The 12,918-nt window shown below is 69.9% G+C and carries 11 protein-coding genes; 8 read left to right on the plus strand and 3 right to left on the minus strand.

The window, feature by feature from the left end; genetic code table 11:
* The first annotated feature begins 133 nt into the window (after window positions 1-133).
* Window positions 134-1,297, plus strand: coding sequence for an acetyl-CoA carboxylase biotin carboxylase subunit family protein (locus HR086_RS37875; protein ID WP_141643072.1), 1,164 nt, complete (start codon window positions 134-136; stop codon window positions 1,295-1,297).
* A gap of 10 nt (window positions 1,298-1,307) precedes the next feature.
* On the opposite strand, the gene HR086_RS37880 is transcribed toward HR086_RS37875, so the two are convergent.
* Window positions 1,308-1,880 (minus strand): TIGR02265 family protein, encoded by a 573-nt coding sequence (locus HR086_RS37880; RefSeq protein ID WP_174468068.1) that lies wholly within the window; start codon window positions 1,878-1,880, stop codon window positions 1,308-1,310.
* Window positions 1,881-1,890: 10 nt separating this feature from the next.
* Window positions 1,891-2,664, minus strand: coding sequence for an alpha/beta hydrolase (locus tag HR086_RS37885; RefSeq protein WP_174457110.1), 774 nt, complete (start codon window positions 2,662-2,664; stop codon window positions 1,891-1,893).
* A 218-nt stretch (window positions 2,665-2,882) separates the two neighbouring features.
* Between HR086_RS37885 and HR086_RS37890 the strand changes: the two genes are divergently transcribed.
* The 6 genes from HR086_RS37890 to HR086_RS37915 all read left to right on the plus strand — a co-directional run bounded on the left by HR086_RS37890 (window position 2,883) and on the right by HR086_RS37915 (window position 11,226).
* Entirely contained in the window at window positions 2,883-3,074 is a 192-nt protein-coding gene (locus HR086_RS37890) for a hypothetical protein (RefSeq protein WP_141643074.1), read from the plus strand.
* A gap of 106 nt (window positions 3,075-3,180) precedes the next feature.
* The gene (locus HR086_RS37895; RefSeq protein ID WP_373564406.1) at window positions 3,181-5,286 is read left to right on the plus strand and encodes a hypothetical protein; all 2,106 of its coding nucleotides are present in this window, start codon (window positions 3,181-3,183) and stop codon (window positions 5,284-5,286) included.
* Window positions 5,287-5,361: 75 nt separating this feature from the next.
* A complete protein-coding gene (locus tag HR086_RS37900) occupies window positions 5,362-7,218 on the plus strand; it encodes a lamin tail domain-containing protein (protein WP_254626620.1) in 1,857 nt (618 codons plus the stop codon).
* Entirely contained in the window at window positions 7,206-7,691 is a 486-nt protein-coding gene (locus HR086_RS37905) for a thermonuclease family protein (protein ID WP_174456917.1), read from the plus strand. Before HR086_RS37900 ends, HR086_RS37905 begins: the two co-directional genes overlap by 13 nt.
* Window positions 7,692-7,975: 284 nt before the next feature.
* Window positions 7,976-10,243 (plus strand): PAS domain-containing protein, encoded by a 2,268-nt coding sequence (locus tag HR086_RS37910; protein WP_174468070.1) that lies wholly within the window; start codon window positions 7,976-7,978, stop codon window positions 10,241-10,243.
* A gap of 125 nt (window positions 10,244-10,368) precedes the next feature.
* Window positions 10,369-11,226 carry a hypothetical protein gene (locus HR086_RS37915; RefSeq protein WP_174460033.1) on the plus strand — a complete coding sequence of 286 codons (858 nt, stop codon included), beginning with the start codon at window positions 10,369-10,371 and terminating at the stop codon, window positions 11,224-11,226.
* On the opposite strand, the gene HR086_RS37920 is transcribed toward HR086_RS37915, so the two are convergent.
* The gene (locus tag HR086_RS37920; RefSeq protein WP_174468071.1) at window positions 11,223-12,203 is read right to left on the minus strand and encodes a TerC/Alx family metal homeostasis membrane protein; all 981 of its coding nucleotides are present in this window, start codon (window positions 12,201-12,203) and stop codon (window positions 11,223-11,225) included. The genes HR086_RS37915 and HR086_RS37920 overlap by 4 nt on opposite strands.
* A 270-nt stretch (window positions 12,204-12,473) precedes the next feature.
* Between HR086_RS37920 and HR086_RS37925 the strand changes: the two genes are divergently transcribed.
* Complete coding sequence (locus HR086_RS37925; protein WP_141643080.1) at window positions 12,474-12,881, plus strand: low molecular weight phosphatase family protein; 408 nt, start codon at window positions 12,474-12,476, stop codon at window positions 12,879-12,881.
* Window positions 12,882-12,918: the final 37 nt, after the last annotated feature.

The raw sequence follows: 12,918 nt of genomic DNA on the forward strand, positions 1-12,918 counted from the left end.
CTCAGGGGCCGAGTCCCGGGGCGCGGGCGGGCACGCCCCCCTCGGGGCGACAGGTGGGCGACGACAAGGAAGTGGGCGCGGGCGCGCATCGCGCTATGGTCCATGGGTACCGGGACTGTCGCCCCGAGGAGCCATGAACTTCGTCTTCATCTCTCCGCACTTCCCGTCCCACTTCTTCCACTTCGTCACCGCGCTGCGCGAGCGGGGCGTCACGGTGCTGGGCATCGGCGACGCGGCCTATGAGTCCCTGCGCCCCGAGCTGCGCGACTCCCTGCGCGAGTACTACTTCGTCTCCAGCCTGCACGACGAAGACTCCCTCACGCGCGCGGCCGGCTACCTCACGTGGCGCCATGGCCGGCTGGAGCGCATCGATTCGCTCAACGAGTCCTGGCTGGAGGTCGAAGCCCGCCTGCGCGAGGACTTCCATGTCCCGGGCCTCCAGCCGGCGGACATCCACCGCATGCGCTCGAAGTCAGGCATGGCGCAGGTCTTCCATCAGGCGGGCGTGCCCCACCCGGACCTCATCCGCGTGCGCGACGCCGCGCAGGTGAAGGAGTTCGCCAGCCGCGTGGGCTACCCGCTGGTGCTCAAGCCCGACGTGGGCGTGGGCGCGGCCAACACCTTCAAGGTCTCCAGCGACGCGGACGTGGACGCCGCCCTGGCGCACCCGCTGCCCACCACGTACGTGGGGCAGCCCTTCGTGCGCGGCACCATCGTCACGTACGACGGCATCGTCGACCGGCACGGCGTCATCGTCTTCACCCTCAGCCACGAGTACAGCGACGGAGGCATGGAGACGGTGGTGGAGCGGCGGGACATCTCCTTCTGGAGCCACCTGGAGATTCCCCCCGCGCTGGACGTGCTCGGCCGGCAGGTGGTGGCCGCCTTCGGTCTGCGCGAGCGCTGGTTCCACCTGGAGTTCTTCCGGCTGCCGGATGGCCGCTTCGTCGTGCTGGAGGCCAACCTGCGGCCTCCCGGCGGCTTCATCCCCGACATGATGAACTACACGTGCGACATCGACGTGTACCGGCTCTGGGCGCGGGTGATGACGGGGGACCCGGTGGCGGACTTCCGCTACACCCCGCGCTACCACGTGTGTCACAGCGCGCGCCGTCACGGCCGTCGCTACAAACACACGCATGAAGAGGTGGTGAAGCGGCTCGGGTCCGCGTTCATCCTCCACCGCGAGCTGCCGCCCATCTACCACAGCCTGTTGGGCGAGGAGATGTACCTCACGCGCCACACGGACCTGGACGCGATGCGGGACGCGGTGCGCTTCATCCAGGCCACGGCCTAGCGCCGCTGCGTCAGCGCTCCGTCCACGTGAGCAGGTAGGTGGTGTGGCTTTCCTCCACGGACAGCGTCGTCACCTTCGGGGACTCGCCGCCGCCCACGCGAATCATGTGCTCGAACAGCGACTCCGAGTAGCCGGGACAGTCGAGCACGGAGTTCATCCGCATCTCGTACGTGGTGGGGCCTTTCTCCACGAGCTCCACCTCCGTGTAGTTGTCCGTGCCTCGCAGGGTCTGCGGCATCCGCTGCACCAGCCGTTTCGGGCCCAACAGCCGCATGACGCCGTACACGGCGCGCCCGATGAGGGTGCGGCCGTAGCCATCCACGTGCGCGGCGGCCAGGTGGCGGAAGGACTCCTCCAGGGGCATGCCGGGCCAGGTCTCCTGGGCGATGACGCGCAGGCACTGCGCCCACATGACCACGGGGTAGGCCGGCAGCAGGGGCTGGTCCACGTCGACGCCCACCTGGCGCAGTCGCGCCTTGAGGCGGGGGGAGATGCGGCCCTGGAGGCCGTGTTGGAGGAGGCCCTCGACGACTTGGACGTAGACCAGCCGGTGTTCGAGCGGGACGTGCTTGCCTGACTTCACGCCGTGCGCCTCACGTCAGCAGCCAGCGCATCGCGGTGGGCAGTCTGCGCTGCCAGTCCTTCTCGTGGTGCTCGCCCCCGGGCTCCAGCACGAGCGACACCTCATGGTCGGCGTAGCCCAGGCCCTTGAGGTGTTCGTAGAAGGCGCGCGTGGCCTCGCCGTAGTTGAGCGGGAGGCCGTCCGCGTCAATGAACTCCTGGGCGCCCGCGTCCAGGTAGATGCGCGTCCAGCGGCGGGGGTGGGCGCCCCACTCGGAGAAGAGGCGGCCGTCGCTCCACATGACGGTGGGGGACAGCGCGCCGATGCGGCCGAACACCTGCGGGTAGCGGCAGCCCAGGTACAGCGAGATGAGGCCGCCCAGGGAGGAGCCCATGGCCCCGGTCCACTCGGCGCCTTCGCGCGTGCGGTAGTTCAGGTCGACCAGCGGCTTGAGGTGCTCCACCAGGAAGCGGCCGTAGGCTTCGCCGCGCGCCTTCACCTTGCCGCTCGAGTCGTCCCAGGGCGAGTACTCCTGCAGCCGCCCGGTGCCCGAGTCCACCGCGACGATGATCCACGGCTCCAGGTGGCCTTCGCCCACGCCCTGTTCAAGCGCGAGGTTGGCGCACCAGGTGTCGAAGAGGGCGGACTCTGGATGCGCGAAGACGTTCTGCCCGTCGTGCATGTAGAGCACGGGGAAGCGATGCCAGGGCATCGAGTCATAGGCATCCGGCGTGTAGATGCGCACGGTGCGGGAGAAGCCCTCCTGAGGGGAGGGGAAGTCTCGGACGATGTGGACGTGGCCCATGAATGCGAGGCGCAGCATACATGGATGTCCCCCCATTGCTCCGCCCCTGGCCGGCCGGTGGTCATGGACCCCACACCTCACGGGAGGCCGTGGGCTGCTCGCACCTGGAGCAAGGAGGCTGGCCCCGGGGCTGCACGGGACGTCGGGAAACATGAGGCCGTCGGCCCCCCCTGTCATACTGACAAGGCAGCGGGCCGCCCCCTCCGGAGTCCCCCTCGATGGAACTGAACCGACTGCACCTCTCCGCGTTGTTGATGTCGACCGAGGCCGACGTGCGTCGCGCGAGGGCCGCCTTGGATGGGAGTGAAGAGGCGCGCTTGCGTTATGCCGCCGCTCAGGCGCTCGCGGTGGCGGCGAAGTCCGTCACGGAGGAGCTGCTGCTGGCGGCGCCTCCCGATGTCCGGGTGTGACGCCGTTGCGTCTGGCCCGTGGACGGCCGGTCCGGGGCTCGGACGGCGTCGGGGTGAGGCGCTCCTGTAGGGAACGGTGGTCTCTGGCGTGCAGTGCCGGCGCCGCGTGCCTCGGTTCCTCGGGATGTTGCTCCATGGGTTGTTGGGTGGGTGGTTGCTCGGCGCGTCGCCGGTGCTCGCCGCGCCGTACGAGGTGGAGCCCGAAGTCGACGGTGAGCTGGAGCTGCTCGCGCTGCTGGAGGACGGGACGCTCTCCGCGGAGACGTGGTCCGCGCTGGTGGCGCTGCGGCGAGCGGGCGTGGAGCCCGAGCAGGCGACCCGGGCGGCGCTCTATGCGCTGCCCGGGCTGACCTATGCGGAGGTCGATGAGCGATTGAGGGAGCGCGGGGCCTCGATGCCCGAAGTCCTCACGGACGAGGAGCGACGTCGACTCGCGCCCTTCCTGGTGAATCGAGTGCCAGGGGAACTGTCGGGGGACGCGAGGCTGCTGACAGCCTTCGCCCTGTCGGACTCGGTGCTTCCTCCGGTGGCCTTGCAGGTCCGGGCCGGTGGGCTCGCGGGACTTCGCGTGGGCGTGCTCGCGACGTGGGCACGTCGGAGGTTGGGGACACTTCGACGAGACGCGCGCACGCGGAGCCTCGTGGTGGACGCGCCCGGCTCGGCGGTGTTGCTGCCCAAGTTTCACGCGCAATGGACGGGCACGAGTGCTTCCGTGCTGGTGGGCACCTATCGGCTGGGGTTCGGACAGCGCCTCACGCTGGACACGACGGCGCTTCCTTCACCGGAGGGCTTCCTCGCGGACGATGGCGTGCGGCCTCCCGGCGCGCTGGAGCGGGAGTGTCTGTTGTCGAGCGCCGCGTGTGCCGAGGCCGAACGCGAGGCGGACGTCACCCCCGACTTCCGCTGGGACGAGGGCTTCCGTGGCGTGGCGGGCACCGTGCGCGGCGCGGTGGGTCGTGGCCTGGACCTGTCGCTCACGGGCTTCGGCTCCTACCAAAGCCGTTCACTCCAGCGGTCCGCTGTGTTGGACCGGGCGACATGTGAGTCGTCGCGAATGGGCGCGTCGGGCTGCGAGGCGCCAGAGGTCCTCGTCCCCTTGTCGCGCGCTCGGCTGGAGCCGCTTCGGGCGCGCACGCTGCCCGGTGTCTTCAGCGAGTGGGCCGGTGGTGGCAACGCGACGCTCGCCCTGTCGCCGCGAGCGCAAGTGGGAGTGACGGGCTGGGCCGCGAGGCCCGTGTGGCCGGTGAAGGGCGCCACGCTCGACTTCCAACCGCACGCACGCTACCCGATGGGTGGCGGCTTCGGCGCGGTGGGACTCGATGCCGCCTGGGGGCTGGGAGCGGTGGACCTCTTCTTCGAGGGCTCGCGCAGCTTCGACTCGGCGCCGGGCGGTGGTGGGAGCTGGGCGGCCCTTCAGCGCACGGTGCTCTCCGGCACGGGTCAGGAGCTGGAGCTGGCACTGCGCTACTACGGACGTGGATTCGCCAATCCCTACAGCGGTGCCACCTCGGGACCGGACCTGCTGGAAGGACAGCGGGTTCGCAACGAGCTGGGTGCACGGCTGCGCTATCTGTATCGCGATGCGGCGACGTGGCGGTTTCGCGGCCAGGTGGATGGTTGGACGCTGCCCGCCGATGGCGCGGTGAAGGGCACGGCGGGATTGACGCAGGTCAGAGCCTCCGCACGCGTGGACTGGCTGGCGTGGACGTGGCTGCGACCGTCCCTGCAATTGGAGGTGCGTGAGGCGGGCTTGGGTCAGGCCCTCGCATGCTCCGACACGGAAGACAGCGCGGAGCCGGAGGAGGTGCCCGCGTGTTCCCGAGGGAGCCGGTGGGGCGTTACCGCGCGAGTCCGTTCAGAGCTCTCGGAGTCCGTCAGCGTCGCGGCGCAGTCCGGTTACACACGCGTGGTCGAGCCGGGGACCTCGAAGGCCCGAAACGATGGCCGTGCCCTCGTCGAGCTGAAGCTGCGTCCCGTGGAGTCCTTGCGACTGGGGGCCCGAATCCAGTGGAAGGACGAAGACCTCTCCGAGCGCACCCGGCTTCGACAGGAGGTCCGCGCGACGGTGGACCTGGGGTGGACGCTCCTGTCCGCGACGACGGTGCGTGGCCGGTATGTCTGGGTGGTGGATTTGAAGGACGTGCGAGCGGCGAGGACGCCGCCGGACGCGCCGAGACACCTGTTCCAACTGGAAGTGGAGACGCGCTTCTGACGCGTGTCCTGGAGACGCAGTGAGCCGAGAAGGGAAGGCATCGATATGAGGGGTTGGGGATGGAGGCTGGGGTGGATGTGCTTGTTGGGCGTGGGCGCGTGTGGCGCGCCGTTGGAAGAAGGGACGGAGGCCGCCTGCTCGGGCGTGTTGCCCGGGGACCTCGTCATCACCGAGTACCTGAATGACCCCGAGGGGACCGATACGGGGCGGGAGTACGTGGAGCTCCACAATTCCCTCAAGGTGCCCGTGAGCCTGGAGTCGATGACGCTGTACGCGGCTCGCTCGGACGGCTCGCAGGAGAAGGGGTTCTTCTTCGGGGGCCCGCTGGCGGTGGCGCCCGGTGACTACCTGGTGCTGGGAGATGTCCGCGAGGGACCCGTGCCCGCGCACGTGGACCAGTCCTATGGCGAAGAGCTGGGCGCGCTGGGTAACACGTCGGGGAGGCTGGGTGTTCGATGTGGCGAGCGGGTGATTGACGAGGTTTCGCTCTCGGCGCCGGCGAAGAGCGGCGTGGCCCGTGGCTATGACGGACGGCTCGTGCCGGACTCCGCTGGCAATGATGACCCGGCGCGCTGGTGTGACGGCTCGGGCTCGGACGTGGCAGGGGTGTCCCAGGGAAGCCCCGGCACCGCGAATCCCCCCTGTGCGCCAGCGGAAGGCGCATCCGAGGAGAACGGGAGCACGGAGACCTGCCTCTCCCTGGGCTCTCAGGTTCCTCGCGAGGTGAAGCGTCCTCGCGCGGGTGAGCTGGTCATCACGGAGCTGATGGTGAATCCACTCGGGGACGACACGGTGGGCGAGTGGGTGGAGGTCCTGGCCACGGCTCCCGTGGACCTCAATGGCTTGACGTTGGGCACCGACACCACGAGCACGAAGGTGCAGGGCGCGAACTGTCTGTCACTTCCCTCTGGAGGGTACGCGGTGCTGGCCCGACGCTCCGAGGCCGTACTCAACGGAGGACTGCCCGCGCCCGTGGCCACGTTCGGTGTGGACCTGCGCAACACGGGAGGTGTCGTGCAGGTGCGGGCCGGTGAGGTGCTCGTCGATGCCGTCGCATATGGCGCGGCGGAAGACGGTGTCGCGATTCAGGTGTCCGCGGGGATGACGAATGCGTCCAGCAATGACTCAGCGGATGTGTGGTGTCGTGCCTCGGAGGCGTATGGCTCGCGCGGCAACCTGGGCACCCCGGGGCGCGCGAACCGGGCCTGCGTGTCGGGCGGGGGCGGGGTGGATTCCGGTGCACCGGATGGTGGCGCTCCCGATGGAGGGCGCGACCCGAGTGGTGGCTCCGACGCGGGCTCCACGGGTGGAGGAACCCGAGACGGGGGACAGGACGGCGGTCTCCGAGACGCCGGTGTTCCGGACGCGGGGAGCCCCGCGCGCACGTGTATCGACCGGGTGACGGGCACCCCGCGCCCGGTCCGGTTACCGGAGGTGGGCTCGCTCGTGCTCACGGAGTTCATGGCGGACCCGAGCGCGGTGGCGGACAGCGCGGGGGAGTGGGTGGAGGTCCTCGCGCTGCGCGAGGTGGACCTCAATGGCGTCACGCTGATGAATGAGGGAGGCATGAGTGTGGTGCTCGACGCGACGCTCTGTCTGTCGTTGAAGGCCGGCGCCCGAGGGGTGCTCGCGCGCGGCGCGGACACTGCGCTCAATGGTGGACTTCCCTCGGTGCTCGCCACGTTCTCCTTCAATCTGTCCAATGCCTCGGGCAGCCACTCGCTCCGCCTGGCACTGGGGAGCCGGGTGCTGGATGTCATCACCTGGACGAGCGCCGCGACGCCGGGGGTGTCGCTGCAGGTCAGCCCGGCGAGCAGCGACCCTCAGCGCAATGACGTGCCGGGGAGCTTCTGTCTCGCGCCCTCGTCGGCGCGCTATGGCCTGGGAGACCGGGGAACGCCGGGCCTGGAGAACCGCGCATGCGTGCCCTGAGCGCCGCGCTCGCCCTGCTGGGGCTGCTCGTGGCCTGTGGGGGTGACGCGGGGACGCGGTGTGGACCCGACACGGGCCGGGTGGTGGAGGTCATCGACGGTGACACCGTCTTGCTCGAAGGTGGTGAGCGCATCCGCTACCTGCTCGCGGACACACCGGAGAGCACGGCGGGAAGACACGACTGCTTCGGGCAGGAGGCCCTGGCCTTCAACCGGAGCCTCGTCGAAGGACGGCGGGTGACGCTCGTCGACGCGGAGGCGTGTGAGGACCGCTTCGGCCGACGGCTCGCCTACGTCACCGTCGATGGACATGACGTGAGCGCGCTGCTGGTGGAGCGGGGCTTCGCGTGCGTGCTCCATGTCCCGCCCGCCGGCGACTCCCGACGGGTCGAGTTCGAGGCGCTGGAGTTCCAGGCGCGAAGGGCCCGCCGGGGCCTGTGGGGCGCCTGCTCGCCGGTGCCGTGCTCGCGATGAGTCACTGGGACACGGAGCGCCCACGTGCCCGCCTCCCGAGCGGGGGGTCACCCATGCGGCCCGAGAAGACAGGAGCCTGGAAGCTTCGGGCTCCCTATTCCAATCCTGACGGCCATGCCTACGCGCCAATCATCCAGGTCGAGCCACTCCAGCGAGTGGCCGACGAAGGGCGGGCCAGCGGAAGCGCGCACCCGGGGGGGCATGCGCTGTCCGACTGGAACCTGCCCGGCCTGGCTTCACCCCCACCTGGACGACGCCTGGACCCAGACGGGCGGGGCGCTCGCATGAACCCCTGCCCCGCGCCCATCGGTCCGCTGTCGGACCTCCTGTCCTCCCGTCGGGAGGACATCGCGCGGAGGTGGGAGGAACGCGCGGGGGCGTCGCGCGGCGAGGGGCTGCTGCGGCTTCCGACCCAGACGACGGGCTCGCTGGAGTGGGTGGACTCGGTGGTGGACCTCCTGCGGCTCTTCGGTGTCTCGGCCGAGCACGAGGTCCAGCTCCCCACCGACGGACAGGGCGCCGAGCGCTACCGGGCGGGAGCGAACATCGCCGCGGTGGTGCGCGAGTACGGCCTGCTGCGCGACGTGCTCGTCGAGGTGCTGGAGGAGTCGGGGTGGCCGCCGGACTTCAAGGGCCTGCGCGCGCTCAACCGAGCCATCGACGCGAGCATCGCCGACGCGGTGACACGGCACGCCGCGGCACATGAGCAGACGCTGCGGCTCACGGAAGCGAAGCTGCATGACATCCTGGACCACGCACCGCCCGCCATCTATGCGAAGGACGCCACGGGCCGGTATCTCTTCGTCAACCGTGCCTTCGAGCGCGGGAGCGGCCTGATCAGCGAGAAGGTAGTGGGCCACACGGACGACGAGTTGTTCACTCCGGAGGCGGCGGCCGAGTTCTCCTCCAATGACCGGCGGGTCCTCGAGTCGGGTCAGCCCCTGGAGTCCGACGAACACGTGCGGTTGAGGGACGGCTGGCACATCTACCAGTCGCTCAAGTTCCCCCTGCTCGGTGTCGGGGGGCAGGCGCATGCGGTGTGTGGCATCTCCACGGACGTCACCGAGGTCCGGCGCATCCAGCGCGAGCGGGACGAGGCCCGCGAGCGCCTGCGCCGGGTCATCACCGAGCTGCCCGTCGTGCTGTGGGCCACGGACCCGGTGGGCAACATCACCCTCTTCGAGGGCGCGGGCCTGCGCGCCATGGGCGTGCGGACGGAAGATGTCGTGGGCCGGAACACCTCCGAGGTGTACGCGAGCCGACCGGAGCTGCTGGACGCCGCGCGGCGCGCCCAGGAAGGGGAGACGTTCTCCCTGGAGCTGGAGGTGGGCGGTGCCTGGTTCATGGCCTTCATCTCCCCGGAGCTGGGGCCGGATGGACGGGTGATGAGCGTGTCGGGCGTGTCCCTGGACATCACCGAGCGCCGCCGCGCCGAGGAGGTGCTGCGCCAGTCGGAGACGCGCTACCGGCTGGCCACGCTGGCCACGCGTGACGTCATCTACGACTGGAACCTGTCCACCGGGCACATCCAGTGGAGCGAGCTGGCCAACCGGCAGTTCCGCCTGCCCCCGGAGATGCCGGGGTTGGACATCGAGGGGTGGACGCGGTCCATCCATCCGGAAGACCGGGAGCGCGTTGGCCGGGACATGCAGCGCATCATCGACATGGGCCTGGACCACTGGCGCGACGAGTACCGCTTCCGCCGGGGAGACGGCTCGTGGGCCATCATCGAGGACCGGGGGCAGGTGGTCCGCGACGCGGCGGGACGGGCCCTGCGCATGGTGGGCGCCATGCACGACGTCACCGAGCGGCGGGTCGCGGATGAGGAGGCCCGGCGTCGCGCGGAGTTCGAGCAGCTGCTCATCGGCATCGTCAGCCACGATTTGCGCAACCCCCTCTCCGCCATCACCATGGCGTCCACCACGCTGCTGCGACGCGAAAGCCTGGATGAGCGGCAGCGCAAGGTCATCGACCGCATCCTCTCCAGCGCCGAGCGCGCCACGCGCATGCTTCGCGACGTGCTGGACTTCACCCAGGCGCGGCTGGGCGGCGGCATCCCCATGCAGCCCCGGCCGCAGGACCTGCACGAGCTGACGCGGCAGGTGCTGGATGAGGTGCGGCTGGCCCACCCCGAGCGGGTCCTGGAGCTGGAGTCCCGCGGTGACGGCGCGGGAGCGTGGGACCCGGACCGGTTGGCGCAGGTCATCACCAACCTGGTGAACAACGCCCTCGCCTACAGCCCCAGCCACTGCCCGGTGCTGGTGCGCACGCATGGCACGCGCGACGCGCTGATGCTCAGCGTGCACAACATGGGGACGCCCATCCCCCCGGAGCTGCTGCCGCGCCTGTTCGAGCCCATGAAGCGCGCCGAGCGCCTGGAGTCCCAGGACGGACGCGGTGGCCTGGGGCTGGGCCTCTTCATCGTCAAGCACATCGTGGATGCGCACGGCGGCCGGCTGCGTGTGCGCTCCTCGCAGCAGGGCGGCACCCTCTTCATGGTGCGGCTGCCACGCGCGCCCACTCCCCAGACACCCATGAATCCAGGGCCTTGAGGGCCTGCCCTCCGGTTGTTGCCCGCGAGGTGTCCTGCAGCGACCGGGCAGGCATCGGCCACTTGCTCCGGGAGGCGCACCCGGCTAGCACGGGGGCCTCAGTATTACTTCCCTCGGAGGGGTGAATGAAGAAGGTCTTCATCGGGCTCGGTATCGGTTGTGGCGTCCTCATCCTTGGCGTCATCGCCGCCGTCGTCGTGGGTGGCGTGTGGGTCGCGAAGAAGGCGGGCGGTAGCATCGAGGCCGTCCAGAAGATGCAGGTGCAGCAAAAGGAGATGGCGGAGCTGAACAAGAGCCACCCCTTCGAGGCGCCCGCCGAGGGTGACGTGCTGTCGCTACAGGAGGAGCGCCTGCTGACCTACCTCTCCGTGCGCGAGTCGGCGCTGCCCGTCTTCAAGACCTACGAGGAGAAGTCCAAGGCGTTCCAGGAGGAGCACGACACCAAGAACGCGGACGCGAACCCGTCCTTCAACGCCGCGATGGAGGCCGCCAACCTGGCGATGGGGATGATGGCGGACGTGCGCACCGCGTACATCGCCAGCCTGAAGAAGAACGGGATGTCGCCCAACGAGTTCCAGACCATCACCAGCACCGTCTACGCGTCGATGGTGGCGGAGGGCTCGGAGGCGGTCCAGAAGATGAGCGCCAAGGCCGTGGAGGCCATGCAGAAGCAGCTCAAGATGGTGGACGGCAAGCTGGAGAACGCGAAGCTGTCCGCCGAGGAGCGCGCGGAGCTCGAGGAGTCCCGCACCGGGCTCCAGGAGCAGATTGAAGCCCTGTCGGACGCCGCGAACGGCACCGGCGCCGAGGGCCTGTCCGACGCGGCGAAGCAGGCCGCCGCCGCCAACATGGCGCTGCTCAAGAAGCACGAGGAGCGCGTCAAGGTCATGGCCAACGCGGCCTTCGACGGCTTCGTGCTCGGCGGCGCCACCGACGAGCTGAGCGGCGCGGGCGCCGGCGCCGACGGGGAACTCCAGGACTAGCGTCGCGCTGGGGTCTCCGGCTCCGGCCCCTCCCCTTCGGAGGAGGCCGGAGCGGGGTGCCCCAGGGTGTCGCGACGCCGGGCGCGGACGCTCGCGATGACGGAGGCGCCCACCAGCGTGGCGATGATGGCCACCGAGGGCAGCGGCGGGATGTGGAGCCAGGGTTCCACCACCATCTTCAGGCCCGCGAAGCCCAGCACTCCCGCAAGGCCGTAGTGCAGGTAGCGCAGCTGGCCCAGCGTGCCCGCCAGCACCAGGTACAGCGCCCGCAGCCCCAGAATCGCGAAGGCGTTGGAGCTGTAGAGGATGAAGGTGTCCTGGGTCACCGAGAAGGCGGCCGGCACCGAGTCCACCGCGAAGAGGATGTCCGTCAGCTCCAGGCCCAGGAGCGCCAGCAGGAGCGGCGTGGCCACGCGGTGGCCGTCCTCGCGCCGGACGATGAACTTCTTGTCATGGACCTGCTGCGTCACTGGCAGGTGCTTGGCCAGCCAGCGCACCGCCCGGTTGTCCTTCTGCTTCGCCGGGTCCTCGCGCGCCACGCGCAGCGCGGTGACGAGCAGGATGGCGCCGAAGACGTAGGACACCCAGCTCCAGCGCGCCAGCGCGGCGGCCCCCACGAAGATGAAGAAGGCGCGGAAGACGAGCGCCCCGAAGATGCCGAAGAAGAGCACCTGGTGCTGCGCGCGCAGGGGGACCGACAGGCTCTGGAAGATGACGAGGAAGACGAAGGCGTTGTCCAGGCTGAGGCTCTTCTCGATGAGCCAGGCCGCCACGTACTCCTGGGCCGCGTGCCCCCCGAGCACCGCCCACACCAGCCCGCCGAAGCTCAAGCCCGCCGCAATCCATACCCCGCTCCAAATCCAGGCGGCCCGGCGTGACTCTCCGTGATGCCCCCGGTGCGACAACAGGTCCACCGCGAGCAGCGTCAGCACCGCCGCCCAGAAGACCCCCCAGAGCCATGTGGGAATCGCATGCATGTTCGTCGTCTGAACCTATGCATCCTCCCTGCGGGCGGAGGAGGTTCCCGCACGCGCCGCGTCAGGAATGGGGTGGGCCAGACACCCCTGGGCAAGGGGGATGTGGGCTGACGAACCCATACGGGCAGGCAGGGGGCTTTTCGCTCTCTTTGCGAGCATCCCTTCACGGGATGTGTCAGTTTCCGCGCGGGGCAGCCCGTGAGGGGAGGCCCAAGACGGTCGCGTGGGGGAGGGGCGCGACGAGCCATGGAATCTGGAGGAGTCGTACCGATGAACAAGGTCATCTTCGCCTGCGTGCGCAACGCTGGCCGCTCGCAAATGGCGGCGGCGTTCTTCAACGTGCTGGCGGACCCGGAGAAGGCGCGGGCCATCTCCGCGGGGACACAGCCTGGCGAGCGCGTGCATCCGGAGGTCCTGGAGGCGATGCGTGACGCGGGTCTGGATTTGAAGGACGCGCGGCCCCAGCAGCTCACGGAGGAGCTGGCCCGGGACGCCCACTGGCTCATCACCCTGGGCTGTGGCGAGGCGTGTCCGCATGTGAAGGGGCTCCAGCGCGAGGACTGGCCGCTGGACGACCCGCAGGGCAAGTCGGAGGTGCTGGTGCACCGCATTCGCGACGAGGTGGCCGCGCGCGTCGCGGGCCTGCTGGAGCGCGAGGGCTGGATGCGCGCCGGCTGAGCCGCCGGCCAGCCAGTGGGGCCGGGGAGCCGGCTGG

The organism is Myxococcus sp. CA039A (genome assembly GCF_013336645.1).
Lineage (GTDB): Bacteria > Myxococcota > Myxococcia > Myxococcales > Myxococcaceae > Myxococcus > Myxococcus llanfairpwllgwyngyllgogerychwyrndrobwllllantysiliogogogochensis.

Coding starts and splice junctions, on each gene's coding strand:
- HR086_RS37875 (WP_141643072.1), top strand. CDS start 134: ATGAACTTCGTCTTCATCTCTCCGCACTTCCCGTCCCACTTCTTCCAC.
- HR086_RS37885 (WP_174457110.1), bottom strand. CDS start 2,664: ATGGGCCACGTCCACATCGTCCGAGACTTCCCCTCCCCTCAGGAGGGC.
- HR086_RS37890 (WP_141643074.1), top strand. CDS start 2,883: ATGGAACTGAACCGACTGCACCTCTCCGCGTTGTTGATGTCGACCGAG.
- HR086_RS37900 (WP_254626620.1), top strand. CDS start 5,362: ATGTGCTTGTTGGGCGTGGGCGCGTGTGGCGCGCCGTTGGAAGAAGGG.
- HR086_RS37905 (WP_174456917.1), top strand. CDS start 7,206: ATGCGTGCCCTGAGCGCCGCGCTCGCCCTGCTGGGGCTGCTCGTGGCC.
- HR086_RS37910 (WP_174468070.1), top strand. CDS start 7,976: ATGAACCCCTGCCCCGCGCCCATCGGTCCGCTGTCGGACCTCCTGTCC.
- HR086_RS37915 (WP_174460033.1), top strand. CDS start 10,369: ATGAAGAAGGTCTTCATCGGGCTCGGTATCGGTTGTGGCGTCCTCATC.
- HR086_RS37920 (WP_174468071.1), bottom strand. CDS start 12,203: ATGCATGCGATTCCCACATGGCTCTGGGGGGTCTTCTGGGCGGCGGTG.
- HR086_RS37925 (WP_141643080.1), top strand. CDS start 12,474: ATGAACAAGGTCATCTTCGCCTGCGTGCGCAACGCTGGCCGCTCGCAA.